At 67.4% G+C, this 11,558-nt stretch carries 13 protein-coding genes; 4 read left to right on the top strand and 9 right to left on the bottom strand.

Annotation, left to right across the window (positions count from 1 at the left end):
- Positions 1-1,035 carry a DUF418 domain-containing protein gene (locus ACFU4Z_RS27300; protein WP_379068035.1) on the bottom strand — a complete coding sequence of 345 codons (1,035 nt, stop codon included), beginning with the start codon at positions 1,033-1,035 and terminating at the stop codon, positions 1-3.
- Between the two features lie 116 nt (positions 1,036-1,151).
- On the opposite strand from ACFU4Z_RS27300, the gene ACFU4Z_RS27295 reads away from it, so the two are divergent.
- Positions 1,152-1,646, top strand: a complete 495-nt coding sequence (locus ACFU4Z_RS27295) for a MarR family winged helix-turn-helix transcriptional regulator (RefSeq protein ID WP_379068032.1) — start codon at positions 1,152-1,154, stop codon at positions 1,644-1,646.
- Positions 1,643-2,017, top strand: coding sequence for a DUF5313 family protein (locus ACFU4Z_RS27290; RefSeq protein ID WP_379068029.1), 375 nt, complete (start codon positions 1,643-1,645; stop codon positions 2,015-2,017). Before ACFU4Z_RS27295 ends, ACFU4Z_RS27290 begins: the two co-directional genes overlap by 4 nt.
- A gap of 240 nt (positions 2,018-2,257) precedes the next feature.
- On the opposite strand, the gene ACFU4Z_RS27285 is transcribed toward ACFU4Z_RS27290, so the two are convergent.
- Together ACFU4Z_RS27285 and ACFU4Z_RS27280 are read right to left on the bottom strand one after the other, a co-directional pair.
- Entirely contained in the window at positions 2,258-2,926 is a 669-nt protein-coding gene (locus tag ACFU4Z_RS27285) for a response regulator (RefSeq protein ID WP_379068026.1), read from the bottom strand.
- 270 nt (positions 2,927-3,196) lie between these two features.
- Positions 3,197-4,360 (bottom strand): sensor histidine kinase, encoded by a 1,164-nt coding sequence (locus ACFU4Z_RS27280; protein ID WP_379068023.1) that lies wholly within the window; start codon positions 4,358-4,360, stop codon positions 3,197-3,199.
- A 254-nt stretch (positions 4,361-4,614) separates the two neighbouring features.
- Here ACFU4Z_RS27280 and ACFU4Z_RS27275 point away from each other — a divergent pair, with 254 nt between their 5' ends.
- On the top strand, positions 4,615-5,583 hold the full coding sequence (locus ACFU4Z_RS27275; protein WP_379068020.1) for an SDR family NAD(P)-dependent oxidoreductase: 969 nt from the start codon (positions 4,615-4,617) through the stop codon (positions 5,581-5,583).
- 74 nt (positions 5,584-5,657) lie between these two features.
- Here the strand turns inward: ACFU4Z_RS27275 and ACFU4Z_RS27270 are convergent, their stop codons facing one another.
- A complete protein-coding gene (locus tag ACFU4Z_RS27270) occupies positions 5,658-6,893 on the bottom strand; it encodes a cytochrome P450 (protein WP_379068017.1) in 1,236 nt (411 codons plus the stop codon).
- Positions 6,894-7,126: 233 nt separating this feature from the next.
- Here ACFU4Z_RS27270 and ACFU4Z_RS27265 point away from each other — a divergent pair, with 233 nt between their 5' ends.
- Positions 7,127-7,753, top strand: coding sequence for a TetR/AcrR family transcriptional regulator (locus ACFU4Z_RS27265; protein WP_379068014.1), 627 nt, complete (start codon positions 7,127-7,129; stop codon positions 7,751-7,753).
- A 346-nt stretch (positions 7,754-8,099) separates the two neighbouring features.
- Here ACFU4Z_RS27265 and ACFU4Z_RS27260 read toward each other — a convergent pair whose 3' ends face one another.
- The 5 genes from ACFU4Z_RS27260 to ACFU4Z_RS27240 form a co-directional block, all read right to left on the bottom strand.
- On the bottom strand, positions 8,100-8,981 hold the full coding sequence (locus ACFU4Z_RS27260; RefSeq protein WP_379068011.1) for an aminoglycoside phosphotransferase family protein: 882 nt from the start codon (positions 8,979-8,981) through the stop codon (positions 8,100-8,102).
- A 22-nt stretch (positions 8,982-9,003) separates the two neighbouring features.
- Positions 9,004-9,735 (bottom strand): hypothetical protein, encoded by a 732-nt coding sequence (locus ACFU4Z_RS27255; protein ID WP_379068009.1) that lies wholly within the window; start codon positions 9,733-9,735, stop codon positions 9,004-9,006.
- Positions 9,736-9,880: 145 nt separating this feature from the next.
- Positions 9,881-10,012 (bottom strand): hypothetical protein, encoded by a 132-nt coding sequence (locus ACFU4Z_RS27250; RefSeq protein ID WP_379068006.1) that lies wholly within the window; start codon positions 10,010-10,012, stop codon positions 9,881-9,883.
- 8 nt (positions 10,013-10,020) lie between these two features.
- Positions 10,021-10,161: a hypothetical protein gene (locus ACFU4Z_RS27245; RefSeq protein ID WP_379068003.1), complete on the bottom strand. Its 141-nt coding sequence runs from the start codon at positions 10,159-10,161 to the stop codon at positions 10,021-10,023.
- A 209-nt stretch (positions 10,162-10,370) separates the two neighbouring features.
- Positions 10,371-11,462: a calcium:proton antiporter gene (locus tag ACFU4Z_RS27240; protein WP_379068000.1), complete on the bottom strand. Its 1,092-nt coding sequence runs from the start codon at positions 11,460-11,462 to the stop codon at positions 10,371-10,373.
- Between the last annotated feature and the right edge of the window lie 96 nt (positions 11,463-11,558).

Raw genomic sequence — 11,558 nt, 5'->3', positions numbered from 1 at the left:
TCACCACCGCGGCGCACCGGCGATGACGGCGGGTTGCCGTCGTTCTTCGCGGGTGCGCAGGTTGGGCACGAGCTGCCACCAGGTGAGGCAACGCCAGATCCATTCGATCGGACCGTAGCGGAACCAGCGCAGCCAGTAGGAGCTGAACAGCGCCTGCACCAGAATGATCGCGGCCACCGAGCCGAGCAGCGAACCGTAGCGGGTGGAGCCGGACAGGCCGAGCCACGGGTCGGCGACCAGGATCAGCGCGGTGGCCGAAACATAGTTGGTCAGCGCCATCCGGCCCATCGGCTCGAGCACCTCGGAGCACACTTCCCCGGTGTCGGTGCGCAGGAACAGCAGGAAGCCGGTCGAATACGCCAGCGCGCCGAGCAGTCCGGCGACCGGTGCCGCGACGCTGGTCCACAGTTCCAGGTATGGCGTGCGGAACTCCCACATCCCCGCGAACACAGCGGCAGGCACCGATGCCGCGAAGGCAAGGGCGAGTAGCCAGCCCCGATCGCGCAGCTGGTCGAGGATGCCGAAGCGGTCGGCGGCCAGGCCGAGCAAGAACAGTCCCGGCACCATGGCGAGTCCGCCGCCGAGCGTGAGCGCGACACCGACGGTCCCCGCGGCTCCGGCGAGCAGCAGGATCCACCTGGGGAGTCCCGCGGCGGGCAGCAAGATCACCAACCCGACAATCGCGTACGGGAGCAGCACCTCACCGGGCTGGAACACGTGATGGACCGCGCCGAGCACGCCGAGCGCCACCAGCCTGCGCGCCAACACCAGTCGCGGCCGATCGGTGCGCCGCGGCGCGCTGTCGAGAAACAGGGCGAAACTCAACCCGAACAAAAACGAGAAGATCGGAAAGAACCGTCCCTCGAACAGCACCGACAGCACATGCCGGGCCGGATCGATGATTCCTGGTGCGACGGTCGCCGACATATCGGTGATCTGCCAGATGTCGACGACCAGAATCCCGCACAGCGCCATACCGCGCACGGCGTCGAGCTCATGGATGCGCGGACGCGCAGCGACAGCGTCATGACTCATGCGCACACGCTATCGAGATCCGGCGTGTTATCGGCGCTGCGGCGTGAGGTGTCGCGCACATTTACTTCATGCACTAATTATTAATGCGCTAACCTGTCAGGGAATCAGGAGGAGCGATGGAGACTCGGATCGACGACCCACTGCAGTTGGATCGCCAAGTGTGTTTCGCGTTGGCCGTCGCCAACCGCGCGGTGCTCGGCGTTTACCGCCCGCTGCTCGAACCGCTGGGGCTGACCCACCCGCAGTATCTGGTGATGCTCGCACTGTGGGGCGAGGCGCCGATGTCAGTCAAGGCGATCGCCGAAGCGATCCAGCTGGATTCCCCGACACTGTCTCCGCTACTCAAGCGATTGGAAGCGGCCGGACTGATCACCAGGACCCGCGATCTGCGCGACGAGCGAAACCTACTGGTCGACCTGACCCCAGCCGGCATCGAATTGCGCAAGCAGGCCGAGCAAATCCCGCCGGCCGTGGTGGCGCGCCTCGGTGTACCGATGTCGGATCTGGAAGAACTGCGCGACGTCCTCAACCGGGTCAACGAGGCCGCCCGCCGAGCTCTGCTGGGTGATGACGAAAAGCCCTCCGGCACAACGACAGGAGTCCGCCGATGAGCCAGGCACGCCCCAACCCGATTCAATGGATCGGCTACGCCTTCGGTCGCCGCCTCCCCGATTCCCTGCGCGACTGGGTCCGCAACGACCTCACCGGAAAATACGCCGCCCCACGCCATCTCCTGCGCGGCATGGTCCCCTTCACCCCGCTGTTCGCGGTGTTCCTGCTGTTTCCCGGCGAACTCTGGCTCCGCGGCTCGATGGTCCTGCTCGCAGTGCTGCTCGCGCTCTTCTACACCACAGCTTTCATGCCGATGAACCGCGCGCACCGACTCGCCGAACATGGCCTGCCCGCCGATCTGGAGAACCCGGAACGCGCACGGCGGCGCGCTGCCGAACGCGCGAGATACGCTGCGCAGCACCCACACTGAGCGCCATCGGCACAGCAGGTGCCGACCCCGCCCGACGAGGATCGAACAACACACCGGCTGACCACCAGTGCGCGATCAGCGTCAACTCACCGATTTCGCTCCCGAGGTCGGCCTCGACGACGTCGCCCTTGCCCAAGGCCACCTTGTTGCCGACGCACAGCGAACTCTCGTGGTAGCGAACGGCATTGCCGTCGCCGATGTGCACCCAGTACACGTACCGAACAATCGACACCGCTGGCGCTACAAAGGACCCGGCCGTTGGATCCGGGTTCCGAGCACGGCGAGTCGAACGCGGTTGGTGACGCCGGTTTTTGCCATGAGGTTGGCGATGTGGGTTTTGACCGTAGTGACGCCCAGGTGCAGTCGGTCCGCGATCTCGGCGTTGGAGAGGCCGGTGACGACGAGGGCGAGCACCTCGGCCTCGCGTGGTGTGAGCCCCTGGGGCGCGGTGGAATTCGCCAGGTTCTCCACACCCGTCGCCGCACGTGCCGCCACTGCCGAGCCGACCAACCTTTGCAATATGGCTTGGGTGAAGGGAGATTCGCCGACGGCGGCGCGATGGATGCCGTCGAGCAGGTCGGTCGGAGACGCATCCTTGACGAGGAATCCGCAGGCACCCGCCGCAAGCGCCGGATAGAGGTGATCGTCGTCGTCGAAGGTGGTCAGCACGACGATCCGAATCGCGGGGCGAGTCGCGAGAATCCTTTCGGTGGCCTGGATTCCATCCATGCCCGGCATCCGCAGATCCATCAGCACAACATCCGGCACGCTCTGCTCGGCCAGCCGAACCGCGTCCCCACCACCGGCCGCCTCCCCGACCACCTCGAGCTCACGATCGGTTTGGCACAGCATCCGCAACCCGGCCCGCACCAACTGCTGGTCGTCGACGATGAGCACCCGAATGGTCATGACCCGCACCCGGTCACAGCGGGTCGCCCCGCGGCCCGGCGCCGAGCCATCACGTGCGCTGCGGCGAACACGCGAGCGGAAACCTGCCACCACACCATTGCTCGATCGAACAGCAAAGTCACCTTCCGGAACCGGACTCTCACTACAAGCGATCGCCGCCACCGCACGGCCCAACGCGGCAACCACATCACCCTCCAGAGGTGCGCGCTCACATCGCCACCTCGGACAGGTGCGCAACCAGACGCCGAATCGCCCTCCGAAACCGCACACTCACGTCGACACCCGTGCTGCGGCGGGCAGCCGTGCGACCAGCTGCCATCCCATCTCACCTGGCCCCACGGTGAGCGCACCGCCGAGTAGTTCGACTCGCTCGCGCAGCCCGACCAGGCCGAGGCCGAGGCCGGTTCCGTTCGGTTCGCTGCGTATCCCCCTATCGCATAACACGAAATCGACGGTGCCGCCGTCGATGACATCGATGGTCAGCCGTGCTTTCGTGCCGGGGGCCGTATGTTTCACGATGTTCGCGATGCCTTCCTGAGCGAGGCGCAATAGCGTCAGTGCCCGGAGCGCGTCGACGGTAGTGACGGCGTCGTCGACGCGCACCTCGACGATGTGGCCCAGTTGCGCGGCGCGGTCCGCGACATCGGTCAGAGCGGCGGGCAAATCCGTTGGTGCAATGAAGGATTCGCCTGCCATGACCGGATCGCGCAGGATCGATACGAGCAATCGCAGGTCGGCGAGGGTTTCGGTGCCGCTGGCGTGGATGTCGTCGAGTACCTCGCGCACGGCGGGCGGCGCATCGGGGACCGCATGCCTGGCCACTCCAACGCGCAGCACGGTAGACGAAACATGGTGGGCGATAAGGTCGTGCAGCTCTCTGGCGATGGCGGTGCGTTCCAACGCCCGCGCCACCGCGATATCGGACTCGCGGCGCAGCGCCAGCTCCCCCACCTCCCGCCTGGCCCGTTCCGCACCCTCACGCGCCGCCCGTAGCAGACTGCCGATCAGCAGCGGCGCACCCGCCATGACGAGTGCGCGATAGCCGGCCGCGGCGAGGACCCCCGCCGGATGCAACAGATACGCGCCACCCAATGCCGCCGATGCCAGCAGGGGTTGCCACCCGCCCCGCCGCGCCGCCAGCTCGATCAGGGCGATGGCGGCGGCGACCTTGGCAACCACCGGCCCCACCTGGCCGATCTCGAACCCGACGGCGAGCAGCCCGGTCGTGACGAGCGAGGTGACCAGTGGCCAGCGCACACCCCCCGCCGTCGCCAGCACCGCCAGTAGGGCGATCACCCAGTCCACCAGCCCTGGTGGATCCGAAAGCAGCAGCAGACAACCCACCGCCGACGCACCGAGCGCGATCAAGCGCACCGGCAGCGACCGCGCATCGAGCACCCACTCGACCCCGCGAGTCACACCTGCCGAATCCACCACGCAAACAATAATGCCCGGCATCCCCGCCACCCGGTTCCTCCCGTTGGAGGAGTATCGCTCCTCCTACCGGCCGCGCGGCCGACATGTCGACACCAACGCCAACCCCGGCATCCCGACCGAAGGCCCGACGCGGCCGCACGCAGTCGACCGATCCGACTCCTTCCACGGGAGGAGCCGCCCGCCCTACTCGAGGCCGCGACACGGGCTCATCGAGGGAATCGGTCGGCGCGCGGCTCGGCGACGGTTGTGGCATGACGCACGATGAGAATGACATCGACACAGCAACTTCCGAAGTGTCCTCGGGGAAGCCCAACCGGCGCACCCTGTTCGGCTTGGCTGCGGCCTCGGGGCTGGTGGTCGGCGCGACGGCCGGCCTGGCGGGTGGGGTGGCGCTCGGCGCGAATTCGAATCCGCCCGCTTTTCGTCCGTCGGGGTTGCGCCGTTTCGAGAACAAGGTTGTGCTGATCACGGGTGCGACGTCCGGGATCGGCGCGGCTGCCGCTCGACTGTTCGCGGCGGAGGGTGGCCGAGTCGCGTTCTGCGGCAGGCGGGTCGAGCGCGGTCAGGAGGTAGAGCGGGAGATCCGCGCGGCCGGCGGTGAGGCCACCTATTTTCGTGCCGACGTCCTCGTCGAAGACGATGTGCGGGAGTTCGTCGACGCCGCGGTGCGCGCCTACGGTCGCCTCGACGTGGCGTTCAACAATGCCGGGATCACCATTCAGAAGAAGTTGCACGAGTACAGCGTCGAGGAGTTCGACCGGGTGCTGCACACCAACCTGCGCGGCACCTTCCTCGCGATCAAGTATGAGGTGCCGCACCTGCTGCGCGCGGGCGGCGGCACCATCGTCGTCACCGCGTCCAGCAACGCCCTCGCCACGGACTCGAGCCGCGCCGCCTATACAGCCAGCAAGCGCGGCCTCGCCGGTCTGGTCCAATCCGCCGCCCTCGACTACGCCGCCGACGGCATCCGCGTCAACACCCTCATCCCCGGCACCACCGACACCGAGCTGGTCCGCCGCGCCGCGGGCATGGAAGCCCTCCCCGACGATGGCTGGCAGGTCCTGATGAAACAGTGGGCCAAGTCCAACGTCCCCGGCCTCGGCCGCCTGGCGACGCCACAGGAAATCGCCTCGTTCGCACTGACCCTCGCCTCCGACGAGCACCCCTACCTCACCGGCGCCCAACTGGTCATCGACGGCGGCAAAACCGCCCACGCCTGACCCACACGCCACGCTCCACCGCACGAGTGACACACCATGGAGCGCCGGACAGCCGATCGGTGGAAGTCGCTCGACTACGACAGGTTTCGATCGATCACCAGGGACAGTCGGTGGTGGCGGCGGACGAAGATGCTCGGGACCCATTGGGCGGCTGCGGGTTCCGGAGCGAGCCGGAACGAGGTGGTGCGGGTCAGGAGGGTGTGCAGCGCGAGTCTGGCTTCGAGGCGGGCGAGGGTGGCGCCGACGCAGAAGTGGATGCCTTTGCCGAAGGCGAGGTGATTGCGTTGGGCGGCGCGGTCGAGGCGGATCTCGTCGGGGTCGGGGAAGACGGCGGGGTCTCGGTTGGCGGCGCCCCAGAGCAGGAGGAGATGGCTGCCCGCGGGGAGCGAGACCTCGCCGAGGGTGGTGTCGGCGACGACGTGCCGGTGATGGGCGCGGAAGGGCGATTCCACCCGGAGGGCCTCTTCGAGGAACGGCACGAGGAGGTCCTGGTCCTCGCGCAGCCGGTGCTGGAGGGTCGGATCGGTGGCGAGCAGTCGAGCGGCGTTGCCGATGAGGCCCGCCGTGGATTCGCCGCCCGCGCCGACCAGCTGGACGAGAATCAGCACGGCGACCTCGGTGTCGAGTTCGCCCGCGGCACAGGCTTTCGCGAGGTCGCCGAGCAGGTTGTCACCGGGGTGGGCGCGCGCGTCCATGAACTGTCGATGCAGGTATCCGGCGAGTTCGGCAGCAGCGGTGACGACGACGCCGAGCCGCTCGGTCGTCACCACACCACCGAGCAGCTCGGTGCTGGCGTAACCCCAGGCCACGAGCTGCGGAATAGCCTCGTCGGGCAAACCGACCAGGCCCGCCACCATGATCATCGGCAGCCGGTCGGCCAGCGCCGACATCCATTCGATGCCGCCGTCACGAAAACCGTCCTCCCACAGCCGATCCACGTTCGCGGCGATCGCCGGTTCCAGCGCTCGAATGCGTTTCGCGACGAGGGCGGGCAGGACCACCCTGCGATGCGCCATGTGGGTGGGATCGTCGCCGGTGGCCAAGACGTGCACGGCCCGGCCGCCGCCGTCCATGTCGAACACCGCCGCCGACCCGTCGGGTTGCTGCACCAGCGCGCCGGTGAGATTCGAGGAGAAGTCGGTGACCCTGGTGGTCGCCTCCCTCACCAGATCCCAGCGACTCACCAGGTAGAAATCGGTATCGGCGACTCGGTGCACCGGTGCGGTTGTCCGAAGTCGCTCGTACAGCGGGTACGGATCGTCGAGCAACCCCTGGTCGAACACATCGATCTCATCCAACGCACGGGTCATCCGATCCGCCTTTCCTCCACACGCGATATCTGCTTTCACACACCAGATTTCGCGCCCGCGACGACCCTCGTCAATAGCCTCGGAAAACTGAGAAACCGACCTCGAATCACCAGGTCACACCGTTTCTCAGGCAGTTCGCCCACCTGCGGACCACCGTGGATACCTCTTTCAATATGTCTCAATGTGAGACAAAATTGTTCAACCGTATCTCTACGCAGAACAGGAGCTCGGCGATGCCCGACCGGCCGACCCGGACACCTTCCACCGAAACACGCCGATCCCCGCCGGTCGCCTCCACGAGTGTCCGTTCGGGGCCGCGGCCCGACTGGCTGGCCGGCGGCGACCGCCACGCGCTCGCCGTCGAACGCATCCACGCGGCCGCCGCCGAGCTGATCGCACGCCACGGAATGGCCGGACTCAACATCGACCACGTCGCCGCGCACGCGGGCTGCTCCCGTGCCACCGTCTACCGCTACGTCGGCGGCAAGTCCGCTGTGCGCGAGGCCGTGCTCACGGCCGCGACCACCCGGATCGCCACGACCATCCAGCGCTCGATCGCCACACTCACCGGCCCCGACCGCGTCGCGGCAGCCATCCTCGCCGCCCTCGACGCCGTCCGCGCCGACCCGGTAGCCGTCGCCTTTCTCGCCGCGAGCACTCCGCAGGAAGTCGGCACCTTCCTCGCGGGCAACCCCCGACTCGCGGACGCCGCGACCACCCTCACCGCAACCGCCGACGATCCGGCCGCGGGACAATGGATCGTCCGCGTGGTGCTGTCGCTATTGTTCTGGCCCGCAAGCGATCCCACCACCGAACGCACCGTCGTCGACCGATTCGTCATCCCCGCCTTCACCCGGTGAAAACCGTGGTGGGGACGCCTGTTCGGATCCGACCAACCGGCCGGGTCGGTGCCGCGCCCGGGCGGAGCGCAAGTTCGGTAAGCGCATGGGCGGTGTCCACGGAATCGAACCCACCGCCGGCACCGGCGTTCATTCGGTACTCACGCCCTCGAGGCAATGCCTACTCGGGCAAGTTTCGACCATGCCTACTGCCCGCCGAGCAGCTCACCGGCGACGAGTCAGGCGGCGGGTCGCGGACTTGTCGGGCGGTCTGGTCACGGTTGTGTTCGCGCGCACCTGGTTGCGCGACGGGGCGGGGGCCGGGCGGGTGATGTGCCGAGCCAGCTTTCGTTTCATTGCCGGGGGTTCAGCGCATCGCCCAGGGGGCGATGGCTTGGACAGCGGGCCAGCCGAAGTCTTCGGTGTCCTCGTCCTCCACGAACCAGAGCCAGTTCTGGACAGCGCGCAACAGTGTCCAGGCGCGGGCACGTTCGGCGTCGAGACCCGCGATGTCGACGACGGCGGCGAAGCGGTCGTCGAGGGCGGACTCGGTACGGCGGTTCCACAGCAGCGAGAGCATGGTGAATTCGAGGTCGCCGACCAGCGGCTGCGGGTCGATGACCTGCCAGGTTTCACGGAAGCCGCCGAGCACGTTCTCGAAGTGCAGGTCCTCGTTCACCAGTAGACGGTCCGCGGTCGGTCCCAGTTGCCGACACACCTCGACGGCGGCGTCGAGCATCTTGCGTGGGAAGGGGGAGCCGAGTCGCTCCCATTCGCTCGGCAATTCCTCGGCCCAGCGTTCGGCCTCGGTCCTGAGGTCGCGGGACAGGCCGGACGGCGCGGGGATGGCGAGGCGGCGCAGCAGACCCGCGATGATCGGCACCGCCGCATCGATCGGCTCGGTTTCCAGCGACCGGCTGGGATCGAGGCGCTCGAGCAGGAGCACACCGTGCTCAGGGTCGCTGTCGAGCAACTGCGCCGCGCCCTGCCCCTGCCAGGCGGCGAGGGCGAGGGGCTCGTCGCGGGTTTCCGGGGTGATGTAGCTGAGTTTCAGGACGGCGGGAGTGCCGTCGTTTCCGAGCACCGGCAGCACGATGCCCGCGTATCCGTGCATCGGCTCGCCGACAATGCGCACTTGCCAACGGTCGGCGTATTCGGCGGCTTGTTCGGGCAGCCGATCGAGCCAGGCCTCGGCCTCTGGTTCCATGTCGACTAAGCGGTTGGCGAAGAAATCCGGGACGACAATCACCCATCGAGCATCTCAGCCGTGTCTATCGAATTTCGCCTGGTACCGCGGGCGGCGGCGCGGGCTCCTCGCCGGCCGGCGCTGGTGGAATACACACCCAATGCCCCTCGGGCGTGCGCCCCCACTGCGCGATGACGCCATCGTGCGAGCAGTCGTCCCCGATCCGATGTTCTTCGCGGCCATGCTCCACCGGAGCGCACACCCATAGCCCGTCGGGGGCCCGGCCCCACTGGGCGACAATGCCACCCGCGGAACAATCGTCCCCGATCCGATGTTCGACATTTCGCTGCTCCAGCGGAGCGCACACCCACAGCCCGTCCGGGGCCAGGCCCCACTGGGCGGCAATGCCACCCGCGGAACAATCGTCCCCGATCTGATGCACGTCACCACCCTGCGGCCGCGGCACGCACACCCATATTCCCTCGCGCAGATGCCATTGGGCGACGATGTTGTCGTGTGAGCAGTCGTCGCCGATCCGGCGCACCGGCTGGACGCGCGGCAGCGCCGGGCTCGATGGCCGAATGGTTGGTGATACGTGCACGGGCCTGCCCGCGGACGTCGCGGTCGGCCGGGCTGTGGCCGAGCTGGACGTCGCCGACGGCGTGTTCTTGTCGTCATCGGCTTTCGAATCGGTGCGCAGGACCAGTGCGGCCGCGACCACCAATGCGAGCACCCCGGTGAGGACGGCCGCGACGGCCAACATCCGCGTGTTGTCGGTTCCGCCGCCGGGCTCCGAACTGCCGCCGGGTTCCACCATCGCACCGCCTTCGTTGGGACTACACCGTCACGAAAAGCTCGCCATGTGGCACGTTACCGAAAGTTGCGCTGCAAAATATCAACTTCGACACGCCGTGTCGCCGCAGGTAGAAGCCACCGAGCCCAGGATGCCGAAAATTTGCCGACTACTTGACGGTGACGCGGACCCTGATCGCGTCGTCACCGGTCTCGTGCAGGGCCTGACCGATCAGGCTGCCGAGGTCGATGCGTGGCGCGGTGGCGGTGACCGCATCGGTCAACGGCCGCAATCCGGGCATCAGAGACTTCAGCTCCGGACCGCCGCGCCGGTTACCGACTCCTGCGCGACACCGACGGCGCGACCGAAGGACCGCACCGAAGACACAACGGTGTCCGAGAAATTCTCGCGGACGATCGTGGTCGCGGATTCGCTTGTCGCGGTGGGCATTTCCGGTGTCATCGGCGATGCCATCCCGCGGCGCACGCCGCGCGTGGTGTGTCGAAGTTCATGCCGCACTCTCCGGATCCGGCGTCAATGCCTACTCCAGCAAGCTAATCGCTACGCGCGGTTACACAAAATTGCGATTGTATGACCCCCGCCATTTATTCATCGTTATCCACGCTCAGCCAAGTTATTCATGGTTCCGGTCACGGTCGCTACGGACTGGCGGCCAGGAACACAAAAGCCGAGAACAACGCCAGGTGGACGCCACCGTGGAGCAGTGTCGCCCGACCGGGCACGACGGTGAGCACACCCACCACAACCGTCAAACCGAGTAGCACCATCTGGGTGGCGCCGAGACCGAGCACCAGCGGACCCTCTAGCCAGATACTTGCCAGCGCGATCGCCGGGATGGTCAGGCCGATGCTCGCCATCGCCGAACCGAGCGCGAGGTTGAGGCTGATCTGCACCTGGTCGCGACGAGCGGCCCGCACCGCGGCGAGGGTCTCCGGCAGCAGCACCAGCAGCGCGATCACCACACCGACCGCTGACGGCGGCAGCCCGGCAGTCCCGACCGCCGACTCGATGGACGGCGACACCACCTTGGCAAGCCCGACGACACCGATCAGCGAAACGATCAGCAGCGCAAGACTGATCAGCGTGGCACGCACCGACGGCCGCTCGTCGCGGACATCGTCGTCGGTGACCACGCCATCGCCTTCCACCGGCAGGAAGTCGTCGCGATGACGCACCGTCTGCACCATGACGAACAACCCGTACAGCGCCAGCGAGGCCACCGCCGCGAACGCCAGCTGGGCGGTCGAGAACTCCGGACCCGGCTTGCTCGTGGTGAACGTCGGCAACACCAGACTGAGCGTGGCCAGCGTCGCCACCGTGGCCAGCGCGGCACCGGTACCCTCGGCGTTGAACACCGCGACCCGCCTGCGCAGCGCGCCGACCAACAGCGACAGACCGAAGATGCCGTTGCAGGTGATCATCACGACCGCGAACACCGTGTCGCGCGCAAGTGAAGCGGTCTTCTCGCCGCCCGAACTCATCAGCGTGACGATCAGCGCCACCTCGATCACCGTCACCGCGATCGCGAGCACCAGCGATCCGAACGGCTCGCCCACCCGATGCGCAACCACCTCCGCGTGACTCACCGCCGCGAGAACCGCGCCAATCAACGCCACGACCACGATGATCACACCCACCGAATGCAGACTTCGCCCCCAGGTCAGAACCAGCGCAGCGGCGGCAAGGAGGGGTACGAACACGGTCCAGCGGGTAGTCGACGCACGGATCATGCCAACCATCGTGTCAGCAAACTGTCCGCACTCGGCCACACGGGATCGTGATCATGCAGCGACGGCGGCGTCAGGCACACCTGACCGATATCCTGC

The organism is Nocardia sp. NPDC057440 (assembly GCF_042802915.1).
Classification (GTDB): domain Bacteria; phylum Actinomycetota; class Actinomycetes; order Mycobacteriales; family Mycobacteriaceae; genus Nocardia.
This window is presented reverse-complemented; position numbering and strand designations above follow the sequence as displayed.